The organism is Streptomyces sp. NPDC052020, from assembly GCF_040680575.1.
Lineage (GTDB): Bacteria > Actinomycetota > Actinomycetes > Streptomycetales > Streptomycetaceae > Streptomyces.
The window spans coordinates 111,532-126,789 of the sequence record NZ_JBFAWY010000012.1 but is presented as its reverse complement, the minus strand read 5'-3'; the positions used below and the strand labels follow the sequence as shown (position 1 = coordinate 126,789).

At 74.0% G+C, this 15,258-nt stretch carries 11 protein-coding genes; 8 read left to right on the top strand and 3 right to left on the bottom strand.

Annotation, left to right across the window (positions count from 1 at the left end):
• Nucleotides 1–14 precede the first annotated feature (14 nt).
• Nucleotides 15–683: an MOSC domain-containing protein gene (locus AB0L74_RS15315; RefSeq protein ID WP_365650992.1), complete on the bottom strand. Its 669-nt coding sequence runs from the start codon at nt 681–683 to the stop codon at nt 15–17.
• An 81-nt stretch (nt 684–764) separates the two neighbouring features.
• On the opposite strand from AB0L74_RS15315, the gene AB0L74_RS15310 reads away from it, so the two are divergent.
• A complete protein-coding gene (locus AB0L74_RS15310; protein WP_365650989.1) occupies nt 765–1,661 on the top strand; it encodes a LysR family transcriptional regulator in 897 nt (298 codons plus the stop codon).
• 58 nt (nt 1,662–1,719) lie between these two features.
• Here AB0L74_RS15310 and AB0L74_RS15305 read toward each other — a convergent pair whose 3' ends face one another.
• Nucleotides 1,720–2,049, bottom strand: coding sequence for a WhiB family transcriptional regulator (locus AB0L74_RS15305; protein WP_365650986.1), 330 nt, complete (start codon nt 2,047–2,049; stop codon nt 1,720–1,722).
• Nucleotides 2,050–2,428: 379 nt separating this feature from the next.
• On the opposite strand from AB0L74_RS15305, the gene AB0L74_RS15300 reads away from it, so the two are divergent.
• From AB0L74_RS15300 to AB0L74_RS15285, 4 genes are all read left to right on the top strand, one after another.
• Nucleotides 2,429–3,040: a response regulator transcription factor gene (locus AB0L74_RS15300; protein WP_003948568.1), complete on the top strand. Its 612-nt coding sequence runs from the start codon at nt 2,429–2,431 to the stop codon at nt 3,038–3,040.
• Between the two features lie 468 nt (nt 3,041–3,508).
• Entirely contained in the window at nt 3,509–4,096 is a 588-nt protein-coding gene (locus AB0L74_RS15295) for a sigma-70 family RNA polymerase sigma factor (RefSeq protein WP_365650983.1), read from the top strand.
• A 152-nt stretch (nt 4,097–4,248) separates the two neighbouring features.
• Complete coding sequence (guaB, locus tag AB0L74_RS15290) at nt 4,249–5,757, top strand: IMP dehydrogenase (protein ID WP_365650980.1); 1,509 nt, start codon at nt 4,249–4,251, stop codon at nt 5,755–5,757.
• A gap of 127 nt (nt 5,758–5,884) precedes the next feature.
• Nucleotides 5,885–7,009 (top strand): GuaB3 family IMP dehydrogenase-related protein, encoded by a 1,125-nt coding sequence (locus tag AB0L74_RS15285; protein WP_365650978.1) that lies wholly within the window; start codon nt 5,885–5,887, stop codon nt 7,007–7,009.
• Nucleotides 7,010–7,135: 126 nt separating this feature from the next.
• Here AB0L74_RS15285 and AB0L74_RS15280 read toward each other — a convergent pair whose 3' ends face one another.
• Nucleotides 7,136–8,344: a nucleotide sugar dehydrogenase gene (locus AB0L74_RS15280; protein ID WP_365650975.1), complete on the bottom strand. Its 1,209-nt coding sequence runs from the start codon at nt 8,342–8,344 to the stop codon at nt 7,136–7,138.
• 275 nt (nt 8,345–8,619) lie between these two features.
• Between AB0L74_RS15280 and AB0L74_RS15275 the strand changes: the two genes are divergently transcribed.
• From AB0L74_RS15275 to AB0L74_RS15265, 3 genes are all read left to right on the top strand, one after another.
• A complete protein-coding gene (locus AB0L74_RS15275; protein WP_365650972.1) occupies nt 8,620–10,326 on the top strand; it encodes a glycerol-3-phosphate dehydrogenase/oxidase in 1,707 nt (568 codons plus the stop codon).
• A gap of 258 nt (nt 10,327–10,584) precedes the next feature.
• Nucleotides 10,585–12,573 carry a serine/threonine-protein kinase gene (locus tag AB0L74_RS15270; RefSeq protein ID WP_365651202.1) on the top strand — a complete coding sequence of 663 codons (1,989 nt, stop codon included), beginning with the start codon at nt 10,585–10,587 and terminating at the stop codon, nt 12,571–12,573.
• A gap of 153 nt (nt 12,574–12,726) precedes the next feature.
• Nucleotides 12,727–15,234: a protein kinase gene (locus tag AB0L74_RS15265; protein ID WP_365650969.1), complete on the top strand. Its 2,508-nt coding sequence runs from the start codon at nt 12,727–12,729 to the stop codon at nt 15,232–15,234.
• The last annotated feature ends 24 nt before the right edge of the window (nt 15,235–15,258 follow it).

Sequence of the window (15,258 nt, the reverse complement as noted above, 5' to 3'; positions counted from 1 at the left end):
CCGGTGAGCGGCCGTCAGGCGCCGTACCGCTCCACGTACGCGCGGGCCGCCTCCCTCGCCTCCGGGTGCAGCGCGGTGCCCGCCGCGAGCAGCCGCGGCAGCAGCTCCCGCTCGGTGGTCAGCGCCCGGAACTGCAAGGCCACCGTGACCTCGTGGTCCGGCCGGTGCACGATCTCCACCGCGTCGCCCGCCCGGATCTCGCCGGGCTCCACCACCCGCAGATACGCGCCGGGCGCCCCCTTCCGCGTGAAGCGCCGCACCCACTGCTTCTCCCCCAGATGCTCCTGGAAGGTGCGGCAGGGAATCCGTCCGCAGGTGACCTCCAGCACCACCTCGGGCCCCACGCGCCAGCGCTCGCCGATCCGCGCCCCGGACACGTCCAGGCCGGCGGTGGTGAGGTTCTCGCCGAACGAGCCGTTCGGCAGCGGCCGGCCCAGCTCGCGCTCCCAGTCGTCCAGGTCCTCGCGGGCCATCGCGTACACCGCCTGGTCGTCGCCGCCATGGTGGCGGGTGTCGCACACCGCGTCCCCCGCCAGCCCGCTCCCGCCGGCCCCCTTCGGGCCCGGCGCCGCCACCCGCACCGGCCCGTCGGCCGGCCGCTTGTCGATCCCCGTCAGGCCCTCCGGCTGATCGGTGTACGGCACGGTCTTCGCGCGGCCGAGATTCACAGACAGAAGCTTCATGGCGGCACGGTAGGGGACCGCGAGCCAAAGCGTCGACGCAATATTCGCGGTCGTACCAAAGGACCCCTTATCCTCTGCTGTGTGATCGAAGCCCGTCACCTCCGCGTGCTCCGCGCCGTGGCCGCCACCGGTTCCTTCTCGGCCGCCGGGCGCGAGCTGGGCTGCACCCAGCCCGCCGTCAGCCAGCAGATGAAGGCCCTGGAGACGTCCGTGGGCACCCCCCTGCTGGTCCGCAGCGGACGCGAGATGCGGCTGACCCAGGCCGGCGAGGCGCTCGTCCGGCACGCCGCCGGGATCCTCGCCGGGCTGACGGCGGCCGAGGAGGAGGTCGCCGCCATCGCCGGACTGCGCGCGGGCCGGGTCCGGCTGGTCTCCTTCCCGAGCGGCAGTTCCGCCCTCGTCCCCACCGCCCTGGCCGCCCTGCGCGCCGCCCATCCCGGCACCCGCGTCTCCCTGGAGGAGGCCGAGCCGCCCAAGTCCGTCGAGCTGCTGCGCGAGGGTGACTGCGATGTGGCGCTCGCCTTCCGCTACGAGGGCGCGGCGGGCGCCGAGGAGTGGGACGACCTCGTCGTACGGCCCCTGCTGGCCGACCGGCTCGTGGCGCTCGTACCGGAGCGGCACCGCCTCGCGCGCGCGGAGTCCGTCGCCATCGGGGAGCTCGCCCGGGAGCCGTGGATCGCGGGCTGTCCCCGCTGCCGGGGGCAGCTCGTGGAGGTGTGCGAGGGGGCGGGCTTCACCCCGCGCATCGACTTCGCCACCGACGACTACCCGGCCGTCGTCGGCCTGGTCGGGGCCGGACTGGGCGTGGCCGTCCTGCCGCAGCTCGCCGTCGAGTCGGTACGGCCGCGCGGCGCGCGCACGGTGGCGCTGGAACCGGCGGTCGAGCGGCAGATCGTCGCGCTCACCCTGCCCGACCTGGCCCAGGTCCCGGCGGTGGCGGCGACGCTGGAGGAGCTCGCGCGGGCGGCGGCGCGGTAACCCCCGGCAGAAGTCAGGGCACGCGTGCGCGTGCCCGGGGGATTGAAGAAACGTTCTTTCAACTGTTCGGGGAAGCGTTCCCGCCGGTGGCCGACGCCGACACCAGCCGGTGGCGCGCTCGCCCCATGAGCTCTTCGCGCTCGTCCTCGGTCAGCCCGCCCCACACGCCGTACGGCTCTCTGACCGCCAGCGCGTGCGCCGCGCACTCGGCGCGGACCGGGCACCTCATGCAGACCTCCTTGGCCGAGTTCTCGCGAGCACTCCGAGCCGCACCGCGCTCGCCCTCCGGATGGAAGAAGAGCGAGCTGTCCACCCCGCGGCAAGCAGCCAGGAGCTGCCAGTCCCACAGGTCCGCGTTCGGTCCGGGAAGGCGGGAGAAATCTGCCATTGCGTGACCCCTTGTAGCCGATCTGGGCGGATACGGTGTCCACGACCGTACAAGTACGATCTAAGGAGATGAAAATATGACTCATTGCGAATCTAGCCGCAGACACTGGCAAAGCGGAAGAAAAGGGTCTAAATGGGGCATAGGTTGTGATGAAAGCTTGTGGGTCTGCCGCTCATGTCTCCACCGTGTCCGTCCCCTCACATAGAGTGCCGAAGATGACGCACGGCCCCGTAACTCTTTCGAGTGACCGTCGTTGAGAGTGCGGAGGCGGTTGAAGGAAAGGCGCTCGGGCGGGCGTCCGAGACGGTCGACCGCATAGGTGACATTTCGTACCAGCCTGGAGGCTCAAGGTGACGCGCATCAGCTGCGGAGGACGGCCATGACATCCGTCCTCGTCTGCGACGACTCCCCGCTTGCCCGAGAGGCGCTCCGCCGCGCGGTGGCCACCGTGCCCGGCGTCGAGCGCGTGACGACGGCGGCCAACGGCGAGGAAGTCCTCCGCCGCTGGGGCGCCGACCGCTCGGATCTGATCCTGATGGACGTGCGCATGCCCGGACTGGGCGGCGTCGAGACCGTCCGGCGGCTGCTGTCCGCCGACCCCGGCGCGCGCATCATCATGCTCACCGTCGCCGAGGACCTCGACGGCGTGGCCCTCGCCGTCGCCGCCGGCGCCCGCGGTTACCTGCACAAGGACGCCTCGCGCGCCGAGCTGCGCGCCACGGTCACGCAGGCCCTCGCCGACCCGACCTGGCGGCTCGCCCCGCGCCGGCTGCGCTCCGCCGAGATGGGCGCCGCGCCCACGCTCACCGCGCGGGAGATCCAGGTGCTCGAGGGCATGAGCCACGGCCGCTCCAACGCCGAGATCGGCCGGGAGCTGTTCCTCTCCGAGGACACCGTCAAGACGCACGCCCGCCGGCTGTTCAAGAAGCTCGGCGCCTCGGACCGGGCACACGCCGTGGCGCTCGGCTTCCGGTGGGGCCTGGTCCGCTAGGCCCTGTCGTCCCACTCCCGTCCGCCCCGCGACGCCAGGCACGCTCCCCCAGGCTCTCGCCGCCGGGGGCCTTCCCCCTCGCCGCACCGGGCCCTGGCCCGCGTATGCCCCGTACGAGGGCCAGGGCCCTGCCGCGCCGAGCGCGCGCGTCCGGCGCGGCAGGGCCGCCCTTGGAGCGGCGACGGGAGTCCGACGACAGGGCCGGGCGCCTCCGTGCGGCCGGAGACGGCATCCGGATCCCCGCCCGCCCCGCGGTGGACGGGGGCGGCCGGAGGGCTCGCCGGACGCCCGCTGCTCGTTTCGGCGCCGATGCCGCATCCTTGAGGTGTGGAGTTCCTCGGGGACGAGTCGGTCGAGCGGAAGGGGAGGGCGCAGGGGATGAGTTCCGGCGCACCTGCTCATAACGCTTCGGTGCACAACAACGGGCGCGGTGCCGCGGACCGGACGGCCGCAGGGCACCATGGACCGATGCGCGACGACGATGCGGTTCCCGCGGAAGGGAGCATCGGCGCGCTCGTCCACCGCGCCGTGGACGGAGACGAGCAGGCCACGCACGACCTGCTCGCCCATGTCCACCCCCTCGCACTGCGCTACTGCCGCACCCGGCTGTCGCGCCTTCCCGGCGACGCCCGCCACTTCGTCGAGGACCTCGCCCAGGAGGTCTGCGTCGCGGTGCTGCTCGCGCTGCCCCGGTACAGGGACACCGGGCGCCCCTTCGAGGCGTTCGTCTTCGCCATCGCCGCCCACAAGGTCGCCGACCTCCAGCGCGCGGCGATGCGGCACCCCGGCTCCACGGCCGTCCCGTCCGACGAGATGCCCGAGCGGCCGGACGACTCCCTGGGCCCCGAGGAGCGGGCGCTGCTCAGCAGCGACGCCGAATGGGCCAAGAAACTCCTGGCCAACCTGCCCGAGAGCCAGCGGGAGCTGCTGCTGCTGCGCATCGCGGTGGGCCTCACGGCCGAGGAGACGGGCCGGATGTTGGGAATGTCACCCGGCGCGGTCCGGGTGGCCCAGCACCGGGCGCTCAGCCGGCTGCGGGCCCTCGCCGAGCAGTAGCCCCGGGGCCCGCCCTTCCGATGAGCGGATGCGGCGGCCGGTCCCGTACGAACATACGAGACCGATGTGTGTCCATGATCGTGGAATGAGACACGTCCACTTCCCGTTAGCATGGACATCCGCACCGATCAAGGCCATTTGGGGAAGGTGTCATGACTGCCAACGTCGACGGAGTGCCCGGAAAATTCGCGACACTCGGGCTGACCTACGACGACGTGCTGCTGCTGCCGGGCCCGTCGGACATGGCACCCGACGAGATCGACACCGCCTCGTACGTCTCCAAGAACGTGCGGGTGAACATCCCGCTGCTGTCCGCGGCCATGGACAAGGTCACCGAGTCGCGCATGGCGATCGCGATGGCCCGCCAGGGCGGCGTGGGCGTGCTCCACCGCAACCTGTCCATCGAGGACCAGGCCAACCAGGTCGACCTGGTCAAGCGCTCCGAGTCCGGCATGGTGGCGAACCCGATCACCATCCACCCGGACGCCACCCTCGCCGAGGCCGACGAGCTGTGCGCCCGGTTCCGCATCAGCGGCGTCCCGGTCACCGACCCGGCCGGCAAGCTGCTCGGCATCGTCACCAACCGTGACATGGCCTTCGAGACCGACCGCTCCCGCCGGGTGCGCGAGGTCATGACGCCGATGCCGCTGGTCACCGGCAAGGTCGGCATCTCCGGCGTCGAGGCCGTGGAGCTGCTGCGCCGCCACAAGATCGAGAAGCTGCCGCTGGTCGACGACGACGGCGTCCTCAAGGGCCTGATCACGGTCAAGGACTTCGTGAAGGCGGAGAAGTACCCGAACGCCGCCAAGGACGCCGAGGGCCGCCTGCTGGTCGGCGCCGCGGTCGGTGTCGCCGGGGACGCCTTCGAGCGCGCCCAGGCCCTGATCGAGAAGGGCGTCGACTTCATCGTCGTCGACACCGCCCACGGCCACTCCCGCCTGGTCGGCGACATGGTCGCCAAGATCAAGTCGAACTCCTCCGGCGTCGACGTCATCGGCGGCAACATCGCCACCCGCGACGGCGCCCAGGCCCTGGTCGACGCGGGCGCCGACGGCATCAAGGTCGGCGTCGGCCCCGGCTCCATCTGCACCACCCGCGTCGTCGCCGGCGTCGGCGTCCCGCAGGTCACCGCGATCTACGAGGCCGCGCTGGCCGCCAAGGAGGCGGGCGTCCCGGTCATCGGCGACGGCGGCCTCCAGTACTCCGGCGACATCGCCAAGGCCCTGGTCGCCGGCGCCGACACGGTGATGCTGGGCTCGCTGCTCGCGGGCTGCGAGGAGTCGCCGGGCGAGCTGATGTTCATCAACGGCAAGCAGTTCAAGTCGTACCGCGGCATGGGCTCGCTGGGCGCCATGCAGACCCGCGGCGACCGCAAGTCGTTCTCCAAGGACCGCTACTTCCAGGAGGGCGTCGCCTCCGACGAGCAGCTCGTCCCCGAGGGCATCGAGGGCCAGGTGCCCTACCGCGGCCCGCTCTCCTCGGTCGTCCACCAGCTGGTCGGCGGCCTGCGCCAGTCGATGTTCTACGTCGGCGGCCGGACCATCCCCCAGCTCCAGGACCGGGGCCGGTTCGTCCGGATCACCTCGGCGGGCCTGAAGGAGAGCCACCCGCACGACATCCAGATGACCGTCGAGGCGCCGAACTACAGCGCCAAGCGGTGAGCCACGCGCGCCGGGCGCGCGTGGGGTGACGGCCGAGGGCGGCCCCGGGACGATCCGGGGCCGCCTTCGTCGTACCGGTCGGGGATACTGGAAGGCGCTGAGACGCATCAGGGAAAGGCCACACATCGTGACTGAGATCGAGATCGGGCGCGGCAAGCGCGGCCGCCGGGCGTACGCCTTCGACGACATCGCCGTCGTCCCCAGCCGCCGTACGCGGGACCCGAAGGAGGTCTCGATCGCCTGGCAGATCGACGCCTACCGCTTCGAGCTGCCGTTCCTGGCCGCCCCCATGGACTCGGTCGTCTCCCCGGCCACCGCGATCCGCATCGGCGAGCTCGGCGGCCTCGGCGTGCTCAACCTGGAAGGGCTGTGGACGCGGTACGAGGACCCGCAGCCGCTGCTCGACGAGATCGCGGAGCTGGACGCGGAGACCGCGACGCGGCGCCTCCAGGAGATCTACGCCGCCCCGATCCGGGAAGAGCTGATCGGGCAGCGCATCAAGGAGGTGCGCGACTCGGGCGTGATCACCGCCGCCGCGCTCTCCCCGCAGCGCACGGCCCAGTTCTCCAAGGCGGTCGTGGACGCGGGCGTCGACATCTTCGTCATCCGCGGGACGACGGTCTCGGCCGAGCACGTCTCGTCCGCGCACGAGCCGCTGAACCTGAAGCAGTTCATCTACGAGCTCGACGTCCCGGTGATCGTCGGCGGCTGCGCCACCTACACAGCCGCCCTGCACCTGATGCGCACCGGCGCGGCGGGCGTGCTGGTCGGCTTCGGCGGCGGCGCCGCCCACACCACGCGCAACGTCCTGGGCATCCAGGTCCCGATGGCCACCGCGGTCGCCGACGTGGCCGCGGCCCGCCGGGACTACATGGACGAGTCCGGCGGCCGGTACGTGCACGTGATCGCGGACGGCGGCGTCGGCTGGTCCGGCGACCTGCCCAAGGCGATCGCCTGCGGCGCCGACGCGGTGATGATGGGCTCCCCGCTCGCCCGCGCGACCGACGCGCCGGGCAAGGGCCACCACTGGGGCATGGAGGCCGTCAACGAGGAACTGCCGCGCGGCAAGAAGGTCGGCCTCGGCACGGTCGGCACGATCGAGGAGATCCTCACCGGCCCCTCCCACACCCCCGACGGCTCCATGAACTTCTTCGGCGCCCTGCGCCGCGCCATGGCCACCACCGGCTACAGCGAGCTCAAGGAGTTCCAGCGGGTCGAGGTCACGGTCGCGGACTCGCAGCACCGGCGGTAGCCGCCCCGCGGCAGGACGGGGCCGGTCACCCGAGCAGGGTGACCGGCCCCGTCGCGTTCCGCCCGTCCCGCGAGGCGGGACACGCCACGCCGCCGGTTCCGGCGGCGTCGCACCGGCGCGCGCCTCTCACAACCGGTGCGCCGCCCCCGTGGGCGTGGCTCCCCGGGTGTCCAGCAGCAGTTGGGCCTTGACCGACAGGCCCTGGAGGTCGTAGGTGCGGTGCTGCTGGAGGAGGATCGTCAGGTCGGCCTCGGCGGCGGCCTCGTAGAGGGAGTCGACCCGGGGGACGGGGCGGTCCAGGACCGTCCAGGACGGGATGTGCGGGTCGTGGTAGCTCACGGAGGCGCCCAGTTCCATCAGGCGGACGGCGATCTCCTGGGCGGGGGCCGCCTGCTGGTCGGCGAGGTCCGCCTTGTAGGTGACGCCGAGGAGCAGGACGCGGGCGCCGCGCGCGGACTTGCCGTGCTCGTTGAGGAGGGCGGCGGCGCGCTGGACGACGTACCGGGGCATCTGGTTGTTGACCTGCTGGGCCAGTTCGACCATGCGCAGGACGCGGCTGGCGCGGCCGCTCAGGTCCTGGGGGACCGAGTGGCCGCCGACGCCGGGCCCCGGGCGGAAGGCGTGGAAGCCGAACGGCTTGGTCTCCGCGCAGCGGATGACGTCCCACAGGTCGACGCCCAGGTCGTGGCAGAGAACCGCCATCTCGTTCACGAGTGCGATGTTGACATGGCGGAAGTTGGTCTCCAGTAGCTGGACCGTCTCCGCCTCGCGGGGACCGCGGGCGCGGACCACCTTGTCGGTGAGGCGGCTGTAGAAGGCGGCGGCCGACTCGGTGCAGGCGGGGGTGAGGCCGCCGATGACCTGGGGAGTGTTGGCGGGAGTGAAGTCGCGGTTGCCGGGATCGACCCGGCTGGGCGAGTAGGCGAGGTGGAAGTCGCGGCCGGCGCGCAGCCCCGAGCCCTTCTCCAGGACCGGGCGGAGGAAGTCCTCCGTGGTGCCCGGCTGCACCGGTGACTCCAGGATCACGGTGGTGTGCGGCCGCAGATGGCCGGCGAGGGTGCGGGCCGCCGCCTCGACCTGGCCGAGGTCGAGGCCGCCGTCCGCGCCCGGCGGCGTCGGCGCGCAGATGACCGCGGTGCGCACCCGGCCGAGTTCGGCCGGGGACGCGGTCGTCCGGAAGCCCCCCGAGAGCATCCGGCGCAGTTCGGCGGGGGTGAGCGGGTCGGCCTCGGGACCGGTCCGGTAGCCCAGGGTCGGGATGCCGGCGGCGCAGGCGGCCTGGGCCAGGGGCACGCCGTACGGGCCGAGTCCGATGACGGCGAGATCTGCGGGCATGGCGTGGGCCGTCCTTCCCAATAACCGAAGCGGGACAGGTGCGCAAGCCCGGTGGACAGGACGGGCGAGCGCACTGTCAGACTAGGAGTAAATATGACCGATTTGTGGGATTGGTCGGCCGAGTCTCGGTGGGAGTTTCCTTGAACGCCGTCCACAGGCCCGGCTCGCGTGGTGGCTGAAGTCGGGCATCCCGGTCAGAATTCGGTCAGGGGGGTACCGGGAACCGGGCTACGCCCGACGGGTGCGGCCGACGCGACTGACAGCGGGAGGCAGCGGTGAGGACAGCGACACTGGGGCCGGCGCAGCGCGCCGAGTCGCTCGCGGCGATGGCCGAGCGGGAACTGGACGTGCTCGTCGTCGGCGCGGGGGTGGTCGGCGCGGGCACCGCCCTCGACGCCGCCACCCGGGGCCTGGCCACCGGCCTGGTCGAGGCGCGGGACTGGGCGTCGGGCACCTCCAGCAGGTCCAGCAAGCTCATCCACGGCGGCCTGCGCTATCTGGAGATGCTCGACTTCGCCCTCGTCCGGGAGGCGCTCAAGGAGCGCGGCCTGCTGCTGGAACGGCTCGCCCCGCACCTGGTCAAGCCGGTGCCGTTCCTGTATCCGCTGCGGCACAAGGGATGGGAGCGGCTGTACGCCGGTTCGGGCGTCGCGCTCTACGACGCGATGTCGATGGCCCGCGGACACGGCCGCGGGCTGCCCGTCCACCGCCATCTGACCCGGCGTCACGCCCTGCGGGTCGCGCCCTGCTTGAAGAAGGACGCGCTGGTCGGCGCGCTCCAGTACTACGACGCCCAGATGGACGACGCCCGGTTCGTGGCGACCCTGGTGCGCACGGCGGCGGCGTACGGAGCCCTGGCCGCCAACCGCGCCCGCGTCACCGGGTTCCTGCGCGAGGGCGAGCGGGTCGTCGGCGCCCGGGTCCAGGACGTGGAGGCGGGCGGCGAGTACGAGATCCGCGCCAAGCAGGTCGTCAACGCCACCGGTGTGTGGACCGACGACACCCAGGCGATGGTGGGGGAGCGCGGCCAGTTCCACGTCCGCGCCTCCAAGGGCATCCATCTGGTCGTCCCCAAGGACCGCATCCACTCCACGACCGGGCTGATCCTGCGCACCGAGAAGTCGGTGCTCTTCGTCATCCCCTGGGGCCGGCACTGGATCGTCGGCACCACCGACACCGACTGGGACCTGGACAAGGCGCACCCGGCCGCGTCCAGCGCGGACATCGACTATCTGCTCGAACACGTGAACGCGGTGCTCGCCGTGCCGCTCACCCGCGACGACGTCGAGGGCGTGTACGCGGGCCTGCGCCCGCTGCTGGCCGGCGAGTCGGACGCCACCAGCAAGCTGTCGCGCGAGCACACCGTGGCCCACCCCGTGCCGGGGCTGGTCGTCATCGCGGGCGGCAAGTACACGACGTACCGGGTGATGGCCAAGGACGCCGTGGACGAGGCGGTGCACGCGCTCGACCTGCGGGTCGCCGACTGTGTCACCGAGGACGTCCCGCTGCTCGGCGCCGAGGGCTACCGGGCGATGTGGAACGCCCGCGCGCGCATCGCCGCCCGCGCCGGACTCCACGTCGTACGCGTGGAGCACCTGCTGAACCGGTACGGCTCGATGGCCGAGGAGGTACTGGCCCTCATCGCCGAGGACCCCTCCCTGGGCGCGCCGCTCCACTGCGCCGACGACTACCTGCGCGCCGAGATCGTCTACGCCGCCTCGCACGAGGGCGCCCGCCATCTGGACGACGTGCTCACCCGCCGCACCCGCATCTCCATCGAGACCTTCGACCGGGGCACCCGCAGCGCCCGCGAGGCCGCCGGGCTGATGGCGCCGGTGCTGGGCTGGGACGAGGGCCAGATCGAACGGGAGGTCGAACACTACGAGAAGCGGGTGGAGGCCGAGCGGGAGTCGCAGCGCCAGCCGGACGACCTGACCGCGGACGCGGCACGGCTCGGGGCGCCGGACATCGTGCCGCTGTAGGCCCGGCCGGCACGGGAGATGACGCCGGTTCAGCGCCCGTCCGCGGGCCCCCGCCGGGCGCGTCCGCCCGCCCGCGCCCCGGCCCGGCGCGGCCGGACCACCGCGCCGCCACCGCCGGCGGCCCGGCGGAAGGCGTCGTTCCCCGGTGTGCGCGGCGACCGGGGCCAAACGCGCCGTCAGGGGAGACCCTGGGCGTCGAGCACTTGTCGGGTGAGAGACAATGAAGGCTCTGTCAGGGCGGGTTGCATGAGGGGACGCATGTCGGAGGCGGAGCGGGCGGGGACACCCCGTCAGGACAAGAGCGCACGTCTCCTCGCCGGGCGGTACCGGCTGGGAGACGTGCTCGGCCGCGGCGGCATGGGCACGGTGTGGCGGGCCGAGGACGAGACCCTGGGGCGCACGGTCGCCGTCAAGGAGCTGCGGTTCCCGTCGAACATCGACGAGGAGGAGAAGCGCCGCCTGATCACGCGCACGCTGCGCGAGGCCAAGGCGATCGCGCGGATCCGCAACAACAGCGCCGTGACGGTCTTCGACGTGGTCCAGGAGGACGACCGGCCCTGGATCGTCATGGAACTGGTCGAGGGCAAGTCCCTCGCCGAGGTCATCCGCGAGGACGGCGTGCTGGAGCCGAGGCGGGCGGCCGAGGTCGGCCTCGCCGTCCTCGACGTGCTGCGCTCCGCGCACCGCGAGGGCATCCTGCACCGCGATGTGAAGCCCTCGAACGTGCTCATCGCCGAGGACGGCCGGGTCGTGCTCACCGACTTCGGCATCGCCCAGGTCGAGGGCGACCCGTCCATCACCTCCACCGGCATGCTCGTCGGCGCGCCCTCCTACATCTCCCCCGAGCGGGCGCGCGGGCACAAGCCGGGCCCGGCGGCCGACCTGTGGTCGCTCGGCGGCCTGCTGTACGCGGCGGTGGAGGGGGTGCCGCCGTACGACAAGGGATCCGCGATCGCGACGCTCACCGCGGTGATGACCGAGCCGCTGGAGGAGCCGAAGAACGCCGGTCCGCTGCGTGACGTCATCTACGGTCTGCTCAGCAAGGACCCCGCCCAGCGCCTGGACGACGCCGGGGCCCGCGCCCTGCTGAACGCGGTCATCCACGGGTCCGGCCCGCGCGGGGCCCAGCCGGAGCCGGTGGACGCCACGAAGGTCGTACCGCTGCCGGTGCAGCCGGGCCGGGACGCGGGCGGGACCGGCGCGGGCACCGGGGCCAAGCGGGGCGAGGAGCCCGGGGAGCGGCTGCGCGGGGCCCTGCGGTCCGTGCGCAAGGCCGCCGTCGCGGCCGGCCCGGCGGCCTCCGGGACCGCCGGCTCCCGACCGGCCGGGTCCGCCGCCGCGCCGTCGGCGGCCGGCGCCCGCAGCGGCCCCGCCACGGCGCCGGTGGCCGGGGCGGCGAACGGCGCGGCCGGCCGCGGCGGTTCGGGATGGCCGGTGATGTCCCCGCCGGACCTGCCGCCCCGGCCCGTGCCCAAGGCGTCGCTGACCGACGTGGTGCCGCGGCGGACGCTGGTGATCATCGCGGTCGCCGTGGTGCTCGCGGTCATCGCCGCCGTCCTGGCCTTGACGCTCGGCGGCGACGACGAAGGCACGCGGGGCGCCGGGAACGGCGACGGCGGCACGGCCGTCGCGAGCGCCACCGCGAGCGGCGACACCGGCCGGGACGGCAGCGGCGCCCACACGGACGGCGCGGCCGGGGAGTCGGCCACGTCGGCGTCGGAGCCGGCGGGCGGCGCGCCGGGCGCCGGGACGGCGACGGGCACCTCCGCCGGCCCGGACGACGAGCGGGACGACGGGAAGGACTCCGCGGACGACGGCGCCGCCGCCACCCACCGGGGCAGGCAGGGCTACACCATCGGACTGCCCGAGGGCTGGTCGTACCGGTCCAGCGACGCCGCCGGGGACCGGTTCACCGGGCCCCGCGGGCAGAAGCTGCTCATCGGCTGGACCTCCACGCCGAAGGACGACCCGGTGGCCGACTGGAAGAACCAGGAGCGCTCCATGGTGCGCTCCCAGTACCAGCGGATCCGCATCGAGAAGGTCGACTACCGCGACTGGAACACCGCCGACTGGGAGTTCACCTACGTCCAGGGCGGGACCACGTACCGGTCGGTCGACCGGGGCTTCGTCGTCAACGACCACCAGGGCTACGGGCTCATGTACACGGCGAAGGCCGCCGACTGGGACAGCGACCTGCGCAAGGACACCTGGCGCACGCTGACGCGCACCTTCCGGCCGAAGGCGTGAGCCGGGGACTTCCCGGTTCACCGGCCTGATATCCGGCATCCTCTCTTTGCGGCTTGCCCGTGGCACGTATCGTGAGGGGCGGTGGACCGTGCGCAGCGGGAACGGGCCGCGGGGCGAACGGAATTGACCGACCGGGCTGCCGGGGGAGGCAACGTGGACGACTACGCGGGCCGGGTGCTCGCCGACCGCTACCGCCTGCCGCTGCCGCCCTCCGACGCGTACGAACTCAGCGAGACCCGCGCCTTCGACACCTACAGCGGGCAGGAAGTCCTCATCCGGCAGGTGCCGCTGCCCGAGGTCGTCGAGGCGGAGGTGCTCGACGCGGAGGGCCTGCCCGACGGATTCACCGCCCGGAACGGGGCCACGCGCCCCGGCGGGCGGCCGCCCCTGGGACGGGGCGGCACCCGCAGGCCCGCCGATCCGCTGGTGCGGCACGCCATCGAGGCCGCCCAGGCCGCGGCCCGCGTCCCCGACCATCCCCGGCTCGACCAGGTCTTCGACGTGTTCGCCGAGGACGGCTCCCTGTGGGTCGTCAGCGAGCTCGTCGCCGCCCGGCCGCTGGCCGCCCTCCTCGCCGAACAGGAGCTGTCGCCGTACCGGGCCGCCGAGGTCGCCTCCGACGTCCTCATGGCGCTGCGGGTCCTGCACGGCCACGGCTGGGTGCACCGCAACATCACCGCCCGTACGGTGCTCGTCTGCGACGACGGACGGGTGATGCTGAGCGGCCTCGCGGTCGGCGCGGCCGAGGAGGCCCTGTGCGGGTACGACCCCGTTCCCGGGCCGGAGGGCGAGCCGGTCGGCGGGGACACCACGGGCGGCCACGGCGGCTTGGGGGCGCCCGCCGGTCCGGCCGGGCCGGAAGAGCCCGCCGACCCGGAGGCCGCCCGCCGGGCCGCCATCCGGGCACGGTCCGCCGAAGGGGATCCGGGCCTCGGAGCGGAGGGGCACCCCGGGCTGCCCGCCGGGCTGCCCCCCGGCCGCGCGGCCAGCCCCGGGCTGGTCCCCGGACCCGGACAGCCGCCCGACACCTCCGACACCAGCGGCGACATCCGCGCGGCGCGCGCCGGGGCGATCGCCGCGTACCGCGAGGGAGCGCGGGCCGCGGCCCGCGTCCAGGAGGCGCGCAACGGCCGGGCCGCCCTGCCCGGCGCCCGCCCGGCGCCCGAGACGCGTCCCGCACCGTACGCCGGTGACGCGGGCCGCCCCGTCCCCGGCGCCCGCCCCGCCCCCGGGAGCGGCGCCGAGACCGTGCCCGCGCCGGGCCGGATCGCCGACCCCTACGGCGTCGGCACGGGCTCCTGGCACGGCGCCACGCCCCGTACCCCGGGAGGCGGACAGACCCCGCCCGGCACGCCCGTGCCGCCCTCCGGCCGCTGGGACGAACCGGCCGCCCCCGCCCGCCGCGGCCCCACCACCGCGCTCGCCGCCGAGCGGGCCCGGCAGACGCGGATGGCGGTGGTCGGCCCGGTGACCGAGCGCTGGGCCCCCGAGCAGGCCGGTCCCGTGCACGAGAACTGGCGGCTGGCGCCGCCCATCGGCCCCGCCACCGACCTGTGGGCGCTGGGCGCCCTGCTCTTCCGGGCCGTACAGGGGCACGCGCCCTACCCGGAGGAGTCGACCGCGGAGCTGGTGCAGATGGTGTGCGCGGAGCCGCCCGCGTTCGCCGAGGAGTGCGGGCCGCTCAGGCCGGTCGTGGAGTCGCTGCTGCGTCAGGACCCCACCGAGCGCATCGACTTCGAGGAGCTGAGCGGCTGGCTGCGCTCGCTGGTGCGCTCCGCGCCCGAACCGGACGCCGGACTGCACGTCGTCGCCGCCCCGCCCGCCGACACCGCCCGGCTGCCCATCGTCCGCCGCCGGGGCGAACTGGTGCGCAGGCGGCGCGCCGGGCTGCCCGCGCACCACGGGCGCCACAAGCGGGCCCGGGAGGAGACCCGCTCCCCCCGCAGCCTGGGCCGCCTCCTGCTGCTGCTGGTCCTGCTGGGCACGGCCGCGGCGATCACCTACGCGATGCTGTTCCTGCCGAAGGCCGGTACGGGCGGCACCGGCCCGGCGGACCGTACCGGCGCCGACGGCGGGGCGAGCCAGGCACCGCCGCCGGCCACCGGCACCGGCAGCGACCCCCGGCCCGACCAGAACACCTCCGCGGGCGGGGGAACGCCCACCGAGTCCGACGCCTCCACCGAGCCCCAGACCACCGACCCGAAGACCGCCGACGGCTTCACCCTGCGCAAGGACCCCGAGGGGTTCCGCGTCGCCGTCGCGGACGGCTGGAACCGCGCCCCCGCCAACGGCAGCGGGCAGGTCGTCTACTCCCGCGGCGGCTTCGAGCTGCTCGTCGTGCCGGGCCGGGACAGCGCGCGGGACTACGGCACCGATCCGATGGCCTACCAGCGGGACAGCGAGCGCGAGTTGCAGCCCTACCGCGACTCCAGCTGGGCCACCTCCACCGGCCTGAAGAGCATCGAGGTGGGCGGACGCACCATGGCCGAGGGGCAGTTCACCTGGACCGACCCCCGGGGCCGCGACCTGTACGTCCGCAACCTCGCCCTGCTGATCGACGGCCGGTACCACGTGGTGCAGGTGCGCGGCCCGGAGTCCGAGCGGGACGAGGTCACCCGGCTGTTCGAGCAGGCGTCGGCGACGTACACGCCCACGGGCTGACCCGCGCTGACGGCGGCTCAGAGG